The sequence below is a fragment of the Paenibacillus amylolyticus genome (assembly GCF_050990605.1).
Lineage (GTDB): Bacteria > Bacillota > Bacilli > Paenibacillales > Paenibacillaceae > Paenibacillus > Paenibacillus amylolyticus_H.
Genome location: NZ_CP158832.1, coordinates 4,501,161 through 4,519,603, shown reverse-complemented (window position 1 = coordinate 4,519,603; position 18,443 = coordinate 4,501,161). Strand labels below are relative to the sequence as shown.

17 protein-coding genes are annotated in these 18,443 nt (G+C 46.5%); 8 read left to right on the top strand and 9 right to left on the bottom strand.

Annotated features, from left to right (window positions below; translation table 11 throughout):
• The first annotated feature begins 9 nt into the window (after positions 1-9).
• From ABTV53_RS20150 to ABTV53_RS20140, 3 genes are read left to right on the top strand one after another with little or no spacing between them, the layout of a single operon-like run.
• Positions 10-777 carry an ABC transporter ATP-binding protein gene (locus tag ABTV53_RS20150; RefSeq protein ID WP_433745681.1) on the top strand — a complete coding sequence of 256 codons (768 nt, stop codon included), beginning with the start codon at positions 10-12 and terminating at the stop codon, positions 775-777.
• A 60-nt stretch (positions 778-837) separates the two neighbouring features.
• The gene (locus ABTV53_RS20145; protein ID WP_433745679.1) at positions 838-1,473 is read left to right on the top strand and encodes a TetR/AcrR family transcriptional regulator; all 636 of its coding nucleotides are present in this window, start codon (positions 838-840) and stop codon (positions 1,471-1,473) included.
• 20 nt (positions 1,474-1,493) lie between these two features.
• The gene (locus tag ABTV53_RS20140; RefSeq protein WP_433745676.1) at positions 1,494-2,822 is read left to right on the top strand and encodes an MFS transporter; all 1,329 of its coding nucleotides are present in this window, start codon (positions 1,494-1,496) and stop codon (positions 2,820-2,822) included.
• 163 nt (positions 2,823-2,985) lie between these two features.
• Here the strand turns inward: ABTV53_RS20140 and ABTV53_RS20135 are convergent, their stop codons facing one another.
• The 3 genes from ABTV53_RS20135 to ABTV53_RS20125 all read right to left on the bottom strand — a co-directional run bounded on the left by ABTV53_RS20135 (position 2,986) and on the right by ABTV53_RS20125 (position 6,094).
• Positions 2,986-3,810: a carbohydrate ABC transporter permease gene (locus tag ABTV53_RS20135; protein ID WP_017687163.1), complete on the bottom strand. Its 825-nt coding sequence runs from the start codon at positions 3,808-3,810 to the stop codon at positions 2,986-2,988.
• A 1-nt stretch (position 3,811) separates the two neighbouring features.
• On the bottom strand, positions 3,812-4,684 hold the full coding sequence (locus ABTV53_RS20130; RefSeq protein ID WP_091028318.1) for a carbohydrate ABC transporter permease: 873 nt from the start codon (positions 4,682-4,684) through the stop codon (positions 3,812-3,814).
• A gap of 105 nt (positions 4,685-4,789) precedes the next feature.
• Complete coding sequence (locus tag ABTV53_RS20125; protein ID WP_339305114.1) at positions 4,790-6,094, bottom strand: ABC transporter substrate-binding protein; 1,305 nt, start codon at positions 6,092-6,094, stop codon at positions 4,790-4,792.
• Positions 6,095-6,271: 177 nt separating this feature from the next.
• Here ABTV53_RS20125 and ABTV53_RS20120 point away from each other — a divergent pair, with 177 nt between their 5' ends.
• Positions 6,272-8,149: a sensor histidine kinase gene (locus ABTV53_RS20120; RefSeq protein WP_433745671.1), complete on the top strand. Its 1,878-nt coding sequence runs from the start codon at positions 6,272-6,274 to the stop codon at positions 8,147-8,149.
• A 4-nt stretch (positions 8,150-8,153) separates the two neighbouring features.
• Positions 8,154-8,963, top strand: coding sequence for a response regulator transcription factor (locus ABTV53_RS20115; protein ID WP_433745669.1), 810 nt, complete (start codon positions 8,154-8,156; stop codon positions 8,961-8,963).
• Here the strand turns inward: ABTV53_RS20115 and ABTV53_RS20110 are convergent, their stop codons facing one another.
• From ABTV53_RS20110 to nirB, 4 genes are all read right to left on the bottom strand, one after another.
• Entirely contained in the window at positions 8,964-9,593 is a 630-nt protein-coding gene (locus ABTV53_RS20110) for a YfbR-like 5'-deoxynucleotidase (RefSeq protein WP_133385582.1), read from the bottom strand.
• A gap of 235 nt (positions 9,594-9,828) precedes the next feature.
• Complete coding sequence (locus tag ABTV53_RS20105) at positions 9,829-10,611, bottom strand: formate/nitrite transporter family protein (protein ID WP_339236147.1); 783 nt, start codon at positions 10,609-10,611, stop codon at positions 9,829-9,831.
• 49 nt (positions 10,612-10,660) lie between these two features.
• Positions 10,661-10,987, bottom strand: coding sequence for a nitrite reductase small subunit NirD (gene nirD / locus ABTV53_RS20100; protein WP_433745664.1), 327 nt, complete (start codon positions 10,985-10,987; stop codon positions 10,661-10,663).
• A 58-nt stretch (positions 10,988-11,045) separates the two neighbouring features.
• Positions 11,046-13,475: a nitrite reductase large subunit NirB gene (nirB, locus tag ABTV53_RS20095; protein ID WP_433745662.1), complete on the bottom strand. Its 2,430-nt coding sequence runs from the start codon at positions 13,473-13,475 to the stop codon at positions 11,046-11,048.
• A gap of 276 nt (positions 13,476-13,751) precedes the next feature.
• Here nirB and ABTV53_RS20090 point away from each other — a divergent pair, with 276 nt between their 5' ends.
• On the top strand, positions 13,752-14,459 hold the full coding sequence (locus tag ABTV53_RS20090) for a metal-dependent hydrolase (RefSeq protein WP_433745659.1): 708 nt from the start codon (positions 13,752-13,754) through the stop codon (positions 14,457-14,459).
• Between the two features lie 232 nt (positions 14,460-14,691).
• Here ABTV53_RS20090 and ABTV53_RS20085 read toward each other — a convergent pair whose 3' ends face one another.
• Entirely contained in the window at positions 14,692-15,012 is a 321-nt protein-coding gene (locus ABTV53_RS20085; RefSeq protein ID WP_433745657.1) for a hypothetical protein, read from the bottom strand.
• Between the two features lie 159 nt (positions 15,013-15,171).
• Positions 15,172-16,245, bottom strand: a complete 1,074-nt coding sequence (locus ABTV53_RS20080) for a M42 family metallopeptidase (RefSeq protein ID WP_433745654.1) — start codon at positions 16,243-16,245, stop codon at positions 15,172-15,174.
• Between the two features lie 679 nt (positions 16,246-16,924).
• On the opposite strand from ABTV53_RS20080, the gene spoVAC reads away from it, so the two are divergent.
• Together spoVAC and spoVAD are read left to right on the top strand one after the other, a co-directional pair.
• On the top strand, positions 16,925-17,428 hold the full coding sequence (gene spoVAC, locus ABTV53_RS20075; RefSeq protein WP_433745652.1) for a stage V sporulation protein AC: 504 nt from the start codon (positions 16,925-16,927) through the stop codon (positions 17,426-17,428).
• Positions 17,425-18,441 (top strand): stage V sporulation protein AD, encoded by a 1,017-nt coding sequence (gene spoVAD / locus ABTV53_RS20070; protein ID WP_433745650.1) that lies wholly within the window; start codon positions 17,425-17,427, stop codon positions 18,439-18,441. The genes spoVAC and spoVAD overlap by 4 nt, the downstream gene beginning before the upstream one ends.
• Positions 18,442-18,443 lie beyond the last annotated feature (2 nt).

Sequence of the window (18,443 nt, the reverse complement as noted above, 5' to 3'; positions counted from 1 at the left end):
GGAACAACGATGACAACTATACTTGAGGCTAAAGACGTGAATAAATCCGTAGCGATCGGCGAGAATGAAGAACATAACATCTTGAAAGATATCAACCTTCAATTAAAGAAGGGAGAATTTGTTTCCATCATGGGGCCATCTGGCTCAGGCAAGTCTACCTTGCTGTACAACATAAGTGGTATGGATCAGATTAGTGCTGGAAGTGTCTATTTTAATGGCAAAAAAATATCGGCATTTCAGGAGAGGGACCTGGCAACTCTACGTTTGACCAAAATGGGGTTCATCTTTCAAAATATTCATCTGCTCAAGAATCTGAATCTGTTAGACAATATCGTACTTTCCGCGTATCTGGCCAAGAATAGCAGCAGAGAAACGATTAATACAAGGGCGATGTCATTAATGAAAAAAATGGGGATTGATGAGCTGGCTGGGCATAACATCACCCAAGCCTCAGGCGGACAGCTTCAACGGATTGCCATCTGCCGTGCGCTGATTAATAATCCAGATATTTTATTCGGTGATGAACCAACGGGGGCGCTGAATTCCAAATCAACGTATGAGATCATGGATATTCTGGGCGATATTAATAGAGCGGGTACAACCATTCTGCTGGTGACCCATGATGTGAAAGTCGCTGCCAGATCGGAACGTGTACTGTTTATGATGGACGGCAAGCTGGTTGCAGACAGAAATATTGGAAAATATGCAAGAGAGCGTCAGGATCTAAAAACAAGGGAAAGCCATTTGGCGCAATGGTTGACTGAAATGGGGTTCTAAAAAAAGAATTCCATGATTACAATAGACCGACAGTCGGTCGAACGTATCGGAGGCCAGGATATGAGACTGATAAAAAACCCGGAAGAACGCAGGAACGAGATTTTGGATGCCGCCGAGATTCTGTTCGTGACAAAAGGATATACCAAAGCTACGGTCATGGATATCCTTCAGGCGTGCAACATAGCCAAGGGTACATTTTATTATTATTTTCAGTCCAAGGAAGAGGTTATGAACGCCATCGTTATGCGTTTTATTCTGAGCGGGGAGGCATCGGCCAGGAACGTGGTGTCCGACCCCAAACTGAACGCCCATGACAAAATTTTTCGCATCATGATGGCGCAGAATCAGCCAGACGGCAGAAAACATGATCTCATCGAGCAATTACACAGCGTTCATAATGTGGAGATGCACCAAAAGAGTCTGGTAGAGACGGTAATTCGATTAAGTCCCATCTTGGCCGAGGTGGTAGAGCAGGGAATTCAGGAGGGGGTATTTCATACGCCTAACCCAAAGGAATCCATCGAATTCCTGCTCGTATCTTCACAATTTTTGCTGGATCGAGGCATCTTTCAATGGGAGGAGGAAGAACTCCAAAAAAAGGTTGAAGCATTCACACTTATTTTGGAACGTGTGCTGGGAGCAGAAAAAGGAAGCTTCGCCTACGTCACTCGTCTTTATTTTCCGAATCAAGCTTAGCCGAGAAGGGAGTAACATCCATGGAACATACCGTTCAAAAATCATTTAAAAAGTTTCTGGTAGTATGGTTTGGTCAGCTCATCTCCATGATTGGGATTGGACTTACAGCCTTCTCCCTGGGGGTGTATGCCTTCGAAAAAACGAATACGGCAACAAGTGTTGCATTGATTACCTTATTCACGTTTCTGCCGAATATCCTGCTTCGACCTATTGGAGGTGTACTCGCCGACCGATTCGACCGTCGAACGATGATGATTATCGGCGACCTGGGGTCGGCAGCCGGTTTGATTTTCATTCTCTCCATTATGCTCACAGGTGATATCCAATTATGGCATATCTATGTGGGAGTGGCCTTTAGTTCGGTGTTTTCCGCGTTGCAGAGCCCGGCATATAAGGCCTCTGCTACGGACCTGCTGGATAAGGATCAATTCTCGAAGGGAAGCGGTCTTGTACAACTGGCTGAATCCTCGAAGTTTCTGTTTTCACCCATCATTGCGGGCATTCTGCTTAGTATAACAACCATTGAAGTCATTCTGGTCATTAATATTCTGACATTCCTGGTTGCCATTCTGGCTGTGCTGGTTATTCGTAAGAGCATGAAGGTGGAGCGAGAGGATCAAGAAGACAAAAACTGGATCACCGATATGCAAGAGGGCTGGAGGGAAGTTGTAACCAACAAGGGAGTACTGTTGCTGGTGGTGATTATTTCGCTGGTCACCTTTTATCTGGGATTCCTGGAGACACTCATTGGTCCGATGCTTCTGTCATTCACGGATGCAAAGACACTTGGAACGTTTCAGTCTGTTAGCGCTATCGGTATGCTGATTAGCAGCTTATGCATCGGCATATTTACAATAACAAAGAGATACGCAAGTGTGCTTGTGATGGGTCTGATTTTATGCGGCTTGTCCTTTTCACTTCTGGGGATCTCCACCAACATTTATTTTATTATCTTCGCAGGTTTTCTGTTCCTGTCATCGCTGCCGTTTGTCAACATGAGCGCAGATGTGCTGGTGCGAAACAATATCGCGAACGAAAAGCAGGGCAGGGTATGGGGAATCATTGGTATTCTGTCACAACTCGGGTTCATTATTGCATATAGTTTGGCTGGATTTCTGGCCGACCATGTGTTTAATCCGCTGCTGATGGAGGGGGGAGCACTGGCTTCGTCCGTTGGTCAAATTATTGGAACCGGGCCAGGCAGAGGTATTGCCTTTCTGTTTATCATCGCGGGTCTGTTTGTTATTCTGATCGCAATAATCACATCCCGTTTGAAAATGATCAAATCTCTGGAGCAGAGCCCAGATATAAAGGCTCCATCCGATGTTGGCGGGTTGGCGCACGATTAATTCGAGTTCAATAGCGTAAGCCCTTGTCCGCAGCAGCGTGCGATACTTCTTCTGTACAAAGAAGTTATTCACATGATGAGCAGACAAAGGCTTTTTTTGTGCTGAGGAGTCAGCAGATGTAACTTAGACAAGATGTGTTTGTGAATTTGGATTGTCGGTGGGCTTATCCTTTAACCGCCCCTGAAGTTAGTCCTCCTACTATATACTTTTGCCCAATGAGGAACACAATCAACACAGGCAATGACGTGAGCACGATATCGGCACTGACCAGATTCCACTGGGCACTGAATTGTCCAAAGAAGTTATATACAGCCAGTGTCATCGGCCACATCTCCACTGTATTCAGCATATAGAGTGGGGCAGTAAACTCATTCCAGACACTCAGGAAATTAAGAACAAATACCGTTACCAGCACCGAGGTTAACAAAGGTACAATGATTCTCAGGAACAGTTTGATCCCATTACATCCGTCCATGATCGCGGCTTCATCCAGCTCCTTCGGGATGTTAGACACAAACGCATACGTAATGAACAGCGAGATCGGAATGCCCATGGCCGTATAGAGCAGAATCATGCCGACATGTGAATTGATCATGCCCATCGACTTCATGACTTCCATCAGCGGAATGTAGTTGAGAGGAAGTGTAATACCAAGGATCAGGAAGAAGTACAGGAACTTGCTGAGCTTTGAATGATTACGGGATAACGTGAAAGCCGAGAAGGCCACAACAAATACCAGTAGCAGGGAAGAAGCCCCGGAGTGAAGCAGACTGTTGAAAAAGGAACCTCCCAAGTGTCCTTGTTCATAGACAATTTTGTAATTTTCGAAGATAAACTTCTCGGGCAGCGTCAGTTTAAGCACTTTGGCCTCGGCGTCGGATTTGAAGGAATTCAATACAATGACGACAAAAGGAATCAAGACCACCAGGCTAAGCAGCCAGGCGAGTACATTTAACCCGATCGAAGCCAATCTTTTTCTCAATCGCATGTCAGTATTCCACCTTTCGGTTCATCAAACGAATGATGAAAAAGGAGATGATCGCCATGATGACAAACAGAATGGTAGATAGCGCACTCCCCAGTCCCCAATACCCTTTGGCAAAAGAGGAATAGACCGCCGTGTTAATCACATCTGTCGCGTTACCGGGGCCACCATTGGTTAATACGTATACGGCATCGAATACTCTCAGCCCGTATGTAATATTGAGTACTGTGGCGATAGTAATGGTAGGCATCAGCATCGGAATCGTGATTCGGAACAGCTTCTGCCCGAAGCCGGCGCCATCAATGGATGCTGCCTCGTAATAATCGCGGGGGATGGCGAGCAGTCCGGCGATGAACAGCACCATGATGTACCCCATGCCTTTCCACGTGTCCACTGCCATAATGGATGGCATGGCCCAGGTCAGGGAGCCCAGCCAATTCTGGGCGAGAACGTCCAGTCCTAATGAACGCAGGGTCACGTTAACGAACCCGTTGTTGGGATCAAGCAGACTTTTGAACACAAGCCCAACAATCAGGAACGACAGTACCTGCGGGGAGAAAATGATCATCCGATGCAGATTGGCGGCCTTTACACCGCTGACCAGGAGCAGAGCCAGGAACAATCCCAGAACAGTCTTGGCGATGGACGTAACGAGGGTGAACAGGACTGTGTTTTTGATAAAAAGAAGATATGTAGGATCACCCGCCAGAATGGTACGGAAATGCTCCAGACCGATAAAGTTCTTCTCCGAACTATAACTGTTCCAGTCGGTGAAGGAATAATAGATGCCCAGCAGAGCGGGGGCAACGATGAACAGCAGATATAACACAATCGCTCCAGATGAGAAATACCAGGGATAGATTTTGTTCGCATTCATAACCGTTAACACCTTTCCTTCCTGCCAAAACAAAATACATGAGCGGGCAAATGCCCGCTGCATGTAAAGCTGATCAGCATGTATGTTTATCTGCAATTTGTGCTATTACTGCCACTTCTCATCTTTCAGCACTTTGGCTTGTTCAGCACGGCGTTTATCAATGTTTTGCAGAATCTGATCCGGTGTCATTGCACCGGCGAACATACCTGATAAGTCTTTGCCAATATCCATCCATTGTGGATCGATATATTTCACAGCGGCCTGCATGACCGTACCTTTTTCATGATTTTTCTCATAATCAATATAATCCTGTGTCAGCTTGGGTTCGATTTCCGGCCAGCAGATCGTCAGGTTACCTTCACCTTCATCGAACACACGTTGCAGATGATCATGCTCGGTAATCCAGCGGAAGAATTTCAGCACTTCTTCAGGATGTTTACTGTTTTTGTTACCGAACATCGCAGCAGAACCACCCGGATTCACACCAATCGTCTGATTATCTCCCCACGGCATCACGAAGAACCCCATATTATCTTTCATTGCCGGATACGCTTCGGAGACTTCCTTTTCCGTCCCTGGAACCCGCAGCAGCATAGCCGCTTTCTCTTGGCCAAATGCTTCAATTCCCGCCTCTACCGTATTGGACAAGAAGTCTTTGCCGAAATAGCCGAGATCCGCAAATTCCTTCAATTGTTCAATGACCGTCTTAAGCTGCGTCATATCTGCGACTTTCATCTCATTGTTGTTTAATTTCTCGTAGGTTCCCGCTGTGGTTTGCTCATAGTTAGGCCCTGTTTCGAATAAAGGCAGAACCTGATACCACCCGCTGGCAGGTGCCTGATAGAACGGAATGATGTCTTTATCCTTAATTTTCTGGCTGATTGCCTTGAATTCGGCATAGGATGTAGGAGGCTCTATGCCGAGTTCTTGGAAGATCCGTTTGTTATAGTACACATACCAGATTTTCGTTGGCGCAAAAGAAACCCCGTACACCTTGTCATTGTGACTGACAGTTGGCAAAATTTCTTCGGACATCCGACCTGTGAATTCCTCATTGGTCAGGTCAATGGCATTTTCCTCCGGTCTTACGTTGGCCGGCATGCTTAGTGGGTCCACATCGACATTGAAAATGTCAGGAGCTTCGCCTGAGGCCAGCTTCACCTTGATCAGGTCACGCCACTGTGCGTCAGGTACGACCTGAAAGTCAATTTTGACGCCGGTCTCCTGCTCATATTCCTTGGCCATCGTCTGCATGATGCCTGTACGCGGAATACCGGATTGGCTTGTTCCAAACGTGAGTGTCACCTTACCTGAGCCTTCCGTACTTTTCCCTGAGTTGCACCCGGCAAGCAGCAGAGTGGAGAGCAGGAGCACACTTGCAAGCGAAAATAGAAACCGTTTTCTCATCATTGAACCTCCCGGAATATAAAGAAAATTGTCACTTGCCGAAACGCTTAATGTAAGCGTATTCTTATGTGGATAACTTTACTGTGAACAGCGAATACGCTCAATAGACAAAAGCGTTCTGTTGGGTGGACATTTTCGAATGGTGTAACAGATATCATCATAGGACGAGGTGCGTGGGGATTGAGGTATCGATTTGGAACGCTTCAGCAAAGTCTGTTTGCCTATTACTCTGCGGTATTTATTATCTTTTCGCTGATTGTGGCGGGGCTCCTGTATGTTTTTCTTGCGAGTGACATCCGTCATCGAAGTGAAGAACAGCAGAGACAACTGGGGGTATCGATCGTCAGTAATCTGGATCAGGAAGTGGTGAAAATGAACAACTTTTCCATGAACATTGTGTACTCCAATCTGGTCAAAGAACACTTCAGTCACTACTTGGCACCAGCGGAGGATAGCGAGCAGACAATGACGAGTGATCCGGCATTGTATAAGGATACAACCACACTGATTGATGTCATTCTCGCGATTATCAGCAGCTCCAATACAGCCAAGCAGGCCAATATCTATGATGTGAACGGCAAGATGCTGGGAGCGGGTGCATTCAACGGTCAACTGTCGGTGGACCTGACTCAGCGACCGTGGTACAAGGAAACCTGGGAGCGGAGTGGCTGGCGGGTGATTCAACTGTTAGAGGGGGGAGCTTTGCCCATGCCAACAGGGGAGGGGAAGTCAGATCAACCCTACATTTCCCTTACCCGGGTATACAAAGATGGCAATTATGTCAGCCAGGGCGTCGTTGAGATTTTGCAGGATGCCGGAACTCTGTTCCAGCATTTGAATGATTTGCAGGCGAGTAACGAGGATCTTCGCATCTATGTGATGGATGAACATAATACACGGTTGTATCCACTTTCTGCGGTTGATGATGCTTCTCAAACAGGCCACTTCAATGTTGTGGATTTGATTCAAAATCTTTCATATCCACCTGATACGATGCAGGAGATCACCGATCCTTTGAGTCATTCCAAACAAATGATGACGTACATGACGTCACAGGAGACGGGATGGACCGTTGTTGTCATGCAGTCCAAGCAGTCCCTTTTCGCGAGTCTCAACCGGATGGCTGTGATGTTTATCGGTGCCACGTTAGCTACGTTGATGCTGATTCTGGTTCTCTCGTATCTGATTTCCAAAAGGGTCACTTTGCCACTACATCGCTTGCAGCGCATTATTCAGAAAACAGGTGAGAACGATCTGGTATCAGGTCAGGATTCGGCGCATTTGTTCAAGCTGGAGCATCCGGGATCCATCCGGGAGATGGATGAGCTGAATGATACGTTTATCCGGCTGAATCAGCAGCTTGTGCAATCTTTTCAGGACAGACTCGCGATGAAATCCCAGGAGACAGAGGCAAGATTACTCGCGTTGCAGTCCCAGATGAACCCGCATTTTCTCTACAACAACATCACGAATATCAGCATCATGGCGGAAGAAGGCATGAATGAGCAGATTGTCGCGTTCTGCGGTCATATCGCGTCTATGCTGCGTTATATTTCTACTCCCGGCAAAAACGGGGTACCACTGTCCCAAGAACTGGATTATTGTGAGCGATATCTGGATTGTATGAAGATTCGGTTTGAAGATGATCTGCACTACGAGTTTCATATTCCGGAAGAGATGCAGCATATCCAGGTCCCGATGCTGATGGTACAACCACTACTCGAAAATGCCATGAAATATGGACTGGGTGATACCCCGCCATGGAAACTGAATATTACTGGAAATATGGATGAAGTACAGCAGACCTGGCAGATCCATGTGGAAGACAACGGGCCTGGCATGGAACCCGAAGCACTTGCCAAGATCATGCATTACATCGAACAATCACAGGAGTGGGAGCGTATGCCTGACCTTGAAATTAACGGCATGGGACTCAAGAATATATGGGTCCGATTGAAATTATGGTATGGCACGGCAGCCCACATGCAGATTACGAACAAGCCTTCCGGCGGTGTCCAGATTACAATAGGTGGTTCCATTGGAAAGGAGCATGACTAAACCGATGACAATCAAATATAGAACGATTATTGTGGAAGATGAGGCCCTGATTCGCCGGAATGTCTCGCGCAAATTCAGAGAGCTCGGCACCCGGTTTGAGGTGATTGGTGAAGCGCGGAATGGTCAGGAAGCGTTACAGCTCATTGAACATTCCGTCCCTGATCTGGTTGTAACCGATATTCAGATGCCGGTGATGAACGGATTGGAACTGGCCAAATATCTGTATTTTGCCTATCCGCATGTGAAGATTGTGATTCTGAGTGGTTACCATGAATTTGAATATGCACGACAGGCGATCAGTTACAAGGTGGAGGATTATCTGCTCAAACCATTATCGGAAGAGCAGCTTCGCACGCTGCTGGATGCGATGGAATTGAAGCTAGGGAGCGCTGTGGATTCGCTAGCCCATGTCAGTGCTGGGCTGGATGAGCAGGTGAAACCGGAGGATATCGCAGAAGCTGTTAAGCTGTATTTGAAGCAGAATTACATGCATGAGATTACACTTCAGGACATGGCGGGACAGATGCATTTTAGTGTGGACTATCTGGGAAAGTGTTTTAAGAAAGTAACGGGGGAGACTCCGCTGAAATATATGACAGGTCTGCGGATCAATGAAGCGAAACGTATGCTTGTCACCCATGAGAATATGGATATCAAGACGATTGGTGGAGCGGTAGGGTATAGTGATTCCCACTATTTCAGCCGGATCTTCAAAAACAAAACGGGCATGTATCCTAGTGAGTACCGACTGCAATTGCAGGAACGAAAAAAAGCCCTGTCCATGGATGATGAGAACCATGTTGACCTGAGCTGATTACTGGGCCAGAGCTTCTTCGGTTATTTTGCGGATATCAAACGGGGAGCGAATGCCTTCTTCAATCATGTCGGGGAGAATCTGTTCCAGAAAATACTGCACACAGTGGAGGTCGATATTTTTGATTTTGACCAAGGCATAACGGTACATGACGATAAATTCTTTCTCCGTATTGCCACGCTGGAGTTCGGCAAAGGCTTCATATACCTGATCCATCTTGTCTGCGACTTCGAGAATCAGTCCTTCAACCGATTGGTCTTTGCCCTCACGTAGCTGTCTGCGAAAAATAGGCTGGAACTCTTCAGGAATATTTTCATTAATAAAATGTTCAACCATGCCTTCTTCCACCTTTTGCAGCATCGAACGCAGCTCCAGTGAATAATGTTTGACTGGTGTTTTGATATCACCGATGAAGATTTCACCATAATCATGACTGCTCGTAATTTCGTATAACTTTTTCCAATCAATGGTGACCCCATGCTGTTCCTCAATATCTGCGAGCGTTTTGGCGTACTGTACCACTTTCCAGGAATGAGCGGATACGCTGTGTTCTTCGAATTTGAATTTGCCAGGTGTACGAATAATACGTTCAAGATCATTCAGTGACCTGAAGTACGTATGGATTCCCATATAAGCGATCATCCTTTGCTGATTGAGTATAAGTGTGAGTATCCATCGACTATACGCCAGTTATGTCAACTGTGGATTAACGCGGATAGCAACGAAGGTAAAATGAAGCTATAAAAGGACGAGAGGAAGAAAGGGAGATGTAGGAAAAAGTACGCAGCTTATCGACAAACAATAAAAAACCACGATGTGTGACTGAACGTGAGTTCAGCATCCATCGTGGCAGTTGAATCAAGGATTATGATTTTTTACGTACCGGTGAAGTATACCAGTAAGCCATTCCGACAAAGAGGGCACCGCCGATGATATTACCAAGCGTCACCGGGATCATGTTATGAAACCAGCCTGCCAGAGTGATGGTATCTGGGTGGTTTGGCAACAACCAGGACAAGGACAGCAAAGTCATATTGGCAACACTGTGCTCATACCCACTTGCAATAAAGGCGTACAGACACCACCAGATGAGAGCAATTTTAGCGATATCCTCTTTTGTGCGAGCAGCCATCCAGATCGCCAGACAGACAAGCCAGTTACAGAGAATGCCACGGAAGAACAACTCCGATACGGGAGCGGCCATCTTTTTAGCAGAAGCGACGAATAAAAGATGTTCGGGTGCAGCCATTTTGAATAGGCCGCTGCCTACAATAAGCAGGCTGAGCAGGATCGCACCTAGCAGGTTGCCGAGGAAGACGAGCCCCCAGTTTTTCAGTGTATCTTTAACTGTGGTCCGGCCTGCGAGCGTGCTCATGGTGAAAAACATGTTGTTACCTGTAAACAGTTCTGATCCGGCAAAAATGACTAGCGTGAGAGCGAGTCCGAAGGACATGCCCATCAACATGGTTTGCAGTGGTGACTGTGCCGCAAGGAGCGGGGCACCAATACTGAAGATCAGTACGATGCCAAGTCCAACATAGGCACCCGCCATTAAGGCAGCAACCATGTAGCGTGAAAGATTTGAGTTCATCTGATCCCGTTTTTTAACCGCAGCTTCAATAATTCCCTCAACACTTGGTGTATACATCACGGTTTCCCCCATTATTTTGCATCAATCTTTGAACGTTTTGATGGAGCTATATTTCAATCCAGACCTGGCCATTCTCTACCTTCACCGGATACATCTGCACCTGACCATTGTCCGGTGCTTGCACAAGACCGGTCGTCAGGTCGATTTTCCAATCATACAGTGGATCGTACAGATAATGTCCGGACACGATGCCTTCTGCCAGCGGCCCACCCTTAGGGTGGGGGGTTTGATTATCCGCAGCGAAGATGGTACCATCCGATGCAAGAAAGACTGCAAGCTGGTGATTCTGAATCTCAACTACTCTTCCGATTCGTGGCAGGAATTCTTCAACTCCTCCGGCAGGGAAGTAGGTGCCTGATTGTTTTGTCGTCATCTTAAACCACTCCTTTTATCTATTTAACGTTCCGCATTTGTTGATCTTGCGAGCTTGCTTATGGACGAGCCGATACTTCGATGCCGTGGAACATTTTGCTTTGGCCTTCCTCATTACGAATCGCTTTTTGCCATGGTTCTTCCACATGCTCAAGTGCAAATTCAATCCGCTCCATCAAAGCTTTACGTTCTTCAAGGTTATCCACGACAACCGAGCGAATATGTTCCAGACCCATGCGTTCCACCCACTCGGACGTCCGTTCCAGATAGTTACCTGTCTCGCGGTAATATTGCATGATGGCTCCGCACAGTTCAATCAACTCTTCATCTGTTTTCACTTTGCATAAGGAATCAGCCAGTCGTGCTTTAATACCGCCGTTACCGCCGATGAAGATTTCCCAGCCTCCGTCGTTACCAACGATACCGATATCTTTTGTACATGCCTCTGCACAGTTTCGTGGACAACCGTTGACGGCATATTTAAACTTGGCTGGCAGGTCCAGACGTTCGAATTTACGTTCAATCCGAGCGCCCATGGCCATGGAATCCTGTGTACCGAATCGGCAGAATTGGGAGCCGACACATGTTTTGACCGTACGCAGCGATTTGGCATATGCATAACCTGAAGGCATATCCAGTTCCGCCCAGACTTTAGTCAGATCTTCTTTTTTAACACCAATCAAGTCGAGACGCTGACCGCCGGTCACTTTGACTGCTTTCACATCATATTTGACGGAAACGTCAGCGATACGTTTGAGGTCCGCTGGTGTAGTCACCCCGCCATACATCCGAGGTACAACCGTATACGTTCCATCCTTTTGAATATTCGCGTTCATACGTTCGTTAACAAAACGGGATTCTTTCTCGTCTTCGTGCGTATCCGGTGCAATCATGCCAAGGTAATAGTTGATCGCCGGACGACATTTGGAACAACCTTCAGGTTGACTCCAGCCCAGTACATTCATGACTTCTTTGGTCGTTTGTAATCCTTTTGTACGAATCTCGGCTACGATCTCATCCCGTCCCATGGAAGTACATCCGCATATTCCCTGTTTGGCTCCACTGCTGAAGCCGTCTCCCAGCACATATTGCAGAATCTGTTCCACAACCGGTTTACATCCACCGCAAGAGCGGGTTGCACCGGTACAAGCTTTAATTTCATCTACAGTGGTCAGGCCCTGATTGGTAATGACCTCAACAATGGTTCCTTTGGTTACACCGTTACATCCGCAGACAATCTCGTCCTCGGGCATCGTTTCAACAGAGGTTACTTTCTTATGACCACCGCAGCCTGTACCCATGAGTGAACCATACAATTCTTCGGTCATTTCGGTCTGATTTTTAATCAGTTTTTGCAATTCGGCAGAATCCGTAATGTCACCGAAGAGAACGGCGCCGACCATTTTATTATCACGAAGCAGAATTTTTTTGTAGGTCCGTTTCCAGTCATCTTTGTGCGAAATGACGGTGTGCTCTGGGCTGTCGATGAATTCACCAGTTGAAAACACATCTACACCCGAAATTTTCAATTTCGTGGATACTACAGAACCTTCATATGGAGCCGTTTCGACACCACAGATATGTTTTGCGAGAATCATGCCTTGCTCGAACAATGGGGCAACGAGGCCGTAACATACCCCGCGATGCTCTGTACATTCACCGACTGAATATACATTCTCAAGTGAAGTCTGCATGTAGTCATCCACAACAATACCCCGATTTACTTCCATACCGCTTTCGCGGGCTACAGCCGTATTGGGTTTAATGCCCACAGCCATGACAACAAAATCAACATTGAGTACGGAATCATCGGCAAAACGAATTCCTTCAACCCGTTTGCCGCCCAGCAGCTCGGCAGTTTGCGCACCCATCTTGAACCGGATACCCTGACGTTCGAGTTCCGCCTTCAACATGGCTGAAGCTTGCGGATCAAGCTGACGCTCCATCAGATCTTCCATCAGATGCACTACGGTAACTTCCATGCCAAGTTGTACCAAACCTTTGGCAGCTTCAAGACCAAGCAGTCCGCCCCCGATGACAGCTGCTCTTTTGTACTGTTTAGCAGCGTCAAGCATGACGTTACAATCGGCGATATCGCGGAAACCGACAACACCCTCTTTGTCATGTCCCGGTACGGGAAGAATGAAGGAGTTGGAGCCGGTTGCAATGATAATTTTGTCATAAGGAACGCGAGTTCCATCTTCAGTCACAACTTCTTGTGTCTCGGCATCAATTCTTGTAACCGTTGTGCCGGTGTGTAGCGTAATACCGTAATCTTCATACCAGTGAAGGTCGTTCAGCACGATATCGTCCAGTGTTTTGCTTCCTTCCAGCACATAAGACAACATAATGCGGTTGTAGTTAGGATAGGGCTCTGTGCCAAAAACAGTAATATCAAAACGCGTAGTTAATTTCAAAATTTGCTCAACAGTACTGATTCCTGCCATACCGTTACCAATGATAATGAGATTCTCTTTTTTTCCGTTCATGTGTGTATGCCTCCTTGGATAGACGCTGTACATTACCTGCAATTTTAGTGGTTTATATTTGAAATTATACAAGGTGTTGCGGACAATTTATGTGATTTAATTCACTAATAAAGATAGAAGAGTGATAAATTTAATAGTGTGAGCCCCATCACAGAAAGTGATATTTATTTTCATATAAATAAGAAATACGAACTATTGTTCTTGTTTTGGTTTCGTTGTACTATCAAAAGTGGGCTATGTATGTTCCCGATTTCTTCGAAAGGACGTTTTTGCATCATGATGGGAAGATCCCACCTTATTATCGGGACAGGCGTATCGCTATCTGTACTTCAGTTGGCCGGTATGCCGGTGACTGCGCCGGCAGTTACGGTTGCTCTGATTGGTTCGTTATTGCCTGACATCGATGAGCCGAATTCGCTGCTGGTATCCAGAGCTTTGCCTAACAGTCTGATCAGGTTGTTACAGACGATTCTGTTGCCCACAGCTGTATTCGTGTATTTCTATGTTCATGCCAAACCATGGAACCTGTTGCTTGCGATCCTCATTGCGCTCGTGTCTTTCCTGCCTTCGCGTTCGCTTCGCAAAGTGTTGATGTTTGCGATTGGAGTCGGGCTGGTGTTTTACGGTCATGCATTTGCCCCGTGGAATCTGATTGCAGGTAGCCTGCTTATGCTGTGCACCACACTAACTCATAGGGGATTGACGCATACCCTGTACGGAACCGCAATATGGGCGGGCTTGTTGTACAGCACGACCCAGCAGCAGGGACCGGAGATCTGGGTAGCGGGAGGTACGGCGTATGCGATGCACCTGTTGGCCGATTCATTAACCAATCGGGGCATTCGTCCATTACCACCGCTCAAGTGGCGTATACGGGTGAATCTGATGAGTACAGGGACCAAGCGTGGATTCGTTGTAGAGAACGTCTGCATTGTGCTTACTCTTATTTTGGCCTGGATTGCATTTTCACCGCTATTTCTATAGCCATGCAAAAACGCCAGCTCGCATATTTCGGGCTGGCGTTTACAGGTATGCATTTTCATAATGAATGGATCGTAATAACCTAGCCAATTCAGGACTGAGAAGGAGAATCAGTCAGATCGTCAATATCGGAAGAACCGAATACAAATAAAACAACAAGAATGACAATGATCAGTAGCTCAGCGAACCCATTTCCGTCAAAGTTAGACATCACTTCAACCTCATTTCTTGGCGTTTAGGAATTGATTCTCTGTTGGAAAGCCCCTATAACGTCATTCAACGTCATATCGCCACCGATTTCATCCAGGAATTGCACCAGTTTGTCTTGATTCGATGGTGTAATATTTTGTAACGTTTTATACTGCCCGACCAGTTCAACGACCAGTGTAGCTTCTCGAAACAAAGTGACTGCATCCACTCTTAACTTCCCGCTTACCAGTAATGCTGCAACGATAAGTTCCAGATTTCTTCCTTTAAGGTTGCCATTGAGAAGGGTGTTTGCGGCATTTGTTTTTTTGGAACTTTTATTCGATTTTCCATTCCTTCTCACTGCCATAACAGGTCCCCCGCTGCTTGGTGTGTTATTCATCTTTCGTTATTGTATCTTATGTGTAATCCTCTATAATGTTCGGCCTATTCATTTATTGGGGGATACCAAAAAGAGACATCCCAATAAAGTCAGGACATCTCTTGTTTTGGAACATTAATTCCGATGTTAGGCGTTATTAATTAAGGTATTCATCGTTGTCCGATCAAGACCCTTGACCAGTTTCACGATCAGTTCTTTGGCCGCATCGTAGTCATCCGTATGAATGATGGAAGAAGAGGTGTGGATATAACGTGCGCAGATACCAATCACTGTGGATGGCACACCAATTCCACTCAGGTGAACTTGACCTGCATCGGTACCGCCTGGTGAGATGAAGTACTGCATTTTAATCTGATTGGATGAAGCCGTATCTTGAACATATTCCACCATTCCGCGATGGGTGAACATACCCGGGTCAAAAATACGAAGCAATGCGCCTTCTCCGATATGTCCAAATGACTGTTTGTCACCAGTCATATCATTCGCCGCGCTACAGTCAAGTGCGAAGAAGATGTCCGGTTGAATCAGATTGGCCGCTGTACGTGCACCGCGAAGCCCCAGTTCTTCCTGAACCGTTGCTCCAGCATAGAGTATGTTAGGCAGTTTTTCCTTGTGAAGCGCTTCAACCAGTTCAAGTGCAAGTCCTACGCCGTAACGATTATCCCAAGCTTTAGCCATAATTTTCTTTGGATTGGCCATAGGTGTGAATTCACAGACCGGCACGATCTGCATCCCTGGATGAATGCCCCAGGATTCTGCTTCTGCACGGTTGTCTGCTCCAATATCGAGATACATGGAATTTAGATCAACAGGTTTGTTCCGCTGGGACTCGTCCAGCAAGTGCGTAGGTGTAGAACCTACAACTCCGATAATCCGGTGATCTGGTGCGATGATTTCCAGTCGTTGAGACAGTACAGCCTGACTCCACCATCCACCCAGTGGACGGAATTTGATCATACCTGTTTCGGTAATGCCTGTAGTCATGAAACCCACTTCGTCAAAGTGTCCGGCTACCATAACTTTAGGACCGGATTCCTCCCCGCGTAATACACCAAATAGACTCCCCAGGCGATCCTGGACGAACTCATCGGTATAAGCGGAAAGCTTATCTTTCATCCAGCCGCGAAGCTCACGTTCAAAACCGGATGCGGAAGGAAATTCCGTCAACGTGCGAAACATATCCATCGTTTTTTCATTCATGTGTCAACAACTCCTCTGGTGGTATGTATTTCAGGTCACAGTAGAACGGCTACCCGCCTGTTGTCCTTTAAATGTAGTTTAAAAAGTCTTTTATCTTCATCCCATCTTCTCGGTACTGAAAACGAGACTTTTTGAACATGCACACTAATATGCTGAGGACTTGTTATTTAACCACTGGTCACATTACAGTATGAACCTTGCGCAAGTGATTGTCCATGTTTATGTCACGTATTTAAGGCATGTTTTGGGAGATTACCGTGTCCAAGTTTTATGACTCTATCCGCTGTAGTCGCAGTCCTGATGTCACTTCAATGAATATGAATATATGGAGAGATGTCATCATTTTGTGATGTGCCTTATGTTCAATATTTGTTTGTCTGTTTACAGGAAGGAGCTATATATCCAATGAAGCCTCCAGAAGAGGGCACGGAAAAAGTACTGTTTATCGTTCTTTTTATCTTGCTCGTGATTGTTCTTCTTTATTTATAGAACTTATCTAAAAGTCTTCAGGTCCGGCGTAATCCATCCTGCTTCCACAACATGATCTTGTTGGAAACATATACTGTCTGTCGTCGGATACATAACCTTCCGATGATTAACAAACAATGAATATAGGATTACACACATTGGCATTCAGCCGTAGCTTTGAACCATTTTCACATAGAGGAGGTCTTGTATCTTGCCAGCTCAATCTGCATCCGGAAGCGAAAAAAAATCGTCGTCCCTGTCCATGGATGAAAAGGAGTACAAAAAAGTCGCAAAAAAACATGAGCCGCCTCGTCCAATCCTGAAAAACTGCCTCAAAGCATTTCTGGTTGGGGGTACCGTCTGTTTGATTGGACAGGCCATTCAAGAGGCTTTTATGGCCGGTTTTGACATGACATCAAAGGAAGCTTCCAGTCCTACGGTGGCGGTCATGATTCTCATATCGGTTATTCTAACTTGTCTCGGCGTATACGATAAGATGGCTCAGTGGGCAGGAGCAGGTACTGCAGTGCCGGTTACCGGATTTGCCAATTCCATGTGCTCTGCTGCATTAGAACATCGTGCTGAAGGACTGGTACTCGGTGTTGGTGCCAACATGTTCAAGCTTGCTGGCTCCGTTATCGTGTTCGGTGTCGTGGCGGCATTTATCGTGGGAGTCGTGTATGCCTTTTTGGGATTCGGAGGTGGGCATTTATGAAGCGATTGGGTCGACAGACGTGGCAGTTTGAGAATCGTCCGCGAATCATCGGTAAAGCTGCAGTTGTAGGACCAGAAGAAGGTGAGGGTCCATTGTTATCTGATTTCGATTATGTCTATGACAATCTTGAGATCGGCGAGAAGACGTGGGAAAAGGGAGAACGAAAACTGCTCGAACAGGCCTCTCAGCTGGCTTTGGTCAATGCAAATATCACCAAGGAGGAGCTTCAATTTTTTGTTGGTGGAGATCTGATGAATCAGATTATCAGTAGTTCCTTTTCAGCACGAAAACTGGGCGTGCCTTACCTCGGTGTCTTTGGCGCCTGTTCCACATCCATGGAAACCCTAGCACTTGCCTCCATGATTGTTGATTCCGGAGCTGGCGATTATGTCCTTGCAGGAACAGTTAGCCACAATTGTACGGTTGAGAAACAGTTTCGTTATCCGACCGAATATGGCTCCCAGAAGCCGCCTTATGCGCAATATACCGTTACGGGTTCAGGGTGTGGCGTGGTGTCCCGCACGGGTGAAGGCCCTGTAGTTACCAAAGCCACCATTGGACGAATCATGGATTTGGGTATCAAAGATCCCTTTAATATGGGTTCAGCGATGGCACCGGCAGCAGCCGACACCCTGATCTCGCATTTCAGAGATACGGGGCTTGAACCTGGTTATTACGATCTCATTGTAACTGGGGATCTGGCGTCCGTCGGTCTGCCAATTACGAAAGAACTTCTGCAAAAAGAAGGCATTTCCATGGAACAGACGGTATTCAATGATTGCGGTCTGATGATCTATGATCGGGAGAAACAGCCTTATGTTGTTGCCGGAGGGAGTGGCTGCGGATGTTCTGCCACCGTGACCTATGGTCACATTTTGAATCGGATGCAGAAGGGTGATCTTAAGCGGGTGCTGGTTGTTGCTACTGGGGCGCTCTTGTCTCCGCTCTCGTACCAGCAGGGTGAAAGTATTCCCTGTATTGCACATGCCGTAGCTATAGAAAAGGAGGGATAAAT

Excerpts from the sequence above, each read along its gene's own strand:
- ABTV53_RS20130 (WP_091028318.1), bottom strand. The coding sequence starts at position 4,684 with ATGAATGCGAACAAAATCTATCCCTGGTATTTCTCATCTGGAGCGATT.
- ABTV53_RS20140 (WP_433745676.1), top strand. The coding sequence starts at position 1,494 with ATGGAACATACCGTTCAAAAATCATTTAAAAAGTTTCTGGTAGTATGG.
- ABTV53_RS20135 (WP_017687163.1), bottom strand. The coding sequence starts at position 3,810 with ATGCGATTGAGAAAAAGATTGGCTTCGATCGGGTTAAATGTACTCGCC.
- ABTV53_RS20105 (WP_339236147.1), bottom strand. The coding sequence starts at position 10,611 with ATGTATACACCAAGTGTTGAGGGAATTATTGAAGCTGCGGTTAAAAAA.
- ABTV53_RS20145 (WP_433745679.1), top strand. The coding sequence starts at position 838 with ATGAGACTGATAAAAAACCCGGAAGAACGCAGGAACGAGATTTTGGAT.
- ABTV53_RS20115 (WP_433745669.1), top strand. The coding sequence starts at position 8,154 with ATGACAATCAAATATAGAACGATTATTGTGGAAGATGAGGCCCTGATT.
- ABTV53_RS20085 (WP_433745657.1), bottom strand. The coding sequence starts at position 15,012 with ATGGCAGTGAGAAGGAATGGAAAATCGAATAAAAGTTCCAAAAAAACA.
- ABTV53_RS20090 (WP_433745659.1), top strand. The coding sequence starts at position 13,752 with ATGATGGGAAGATCCCACCTTATTATCGGGACAGGCGTATCGCTATCT.
- ABTV53_RS20125 (WP_339305114.1), bottom strand. The coding sequence starts at position 6,094 with ATGATGAGAAAACGGTTTCTATTTTCGCTTGCAAGTGTGCTCCTGCTC.
- spoVAD (WP_433745650.1), top strand. The coding sequence starts at position 17,425 with ATGAAGCGATTGGGTCGACAGACGTGGCAGTTTGAGAATCGTCCGCGA.
- nirB (WP_433745662.1), bottom strand. The coding sequence starts at position 13,475 with ATGAACGGAAAAAAAGAGAATCTCATTATCATTGGTAACGGTATGGCA.
- ABTV53_RS20110 (WP_133385582.1), bottom strand. The coding sequence starts at position 9,593 with ATGGGAATCCATACGTACTTCAGGTCACTGAATGATCTTGAACGTATT.
- ABTV53_RS20150 (WP_433745681.1), top strand. The coding sequence starts at position 10 with ATGACAACTATACTTGAGGCTAAAGACGTGAATAAATCCGTAGCGATC.
- nirD (WP_433745664.1), bottom strand. The coding sequence starts at position 10,987 with ATGACGACAAAACAATCAGGCACCTACTTCCCTGCCGGAGGAGTTGAA.
- ABTV53_RS20080 (WP_433745654.1), bottom strand. The coding sequence starts at position 16,245 with ATGAATGAAAAAACGATGGATATGTTTCGCACGTTGACGGAATTTCCT.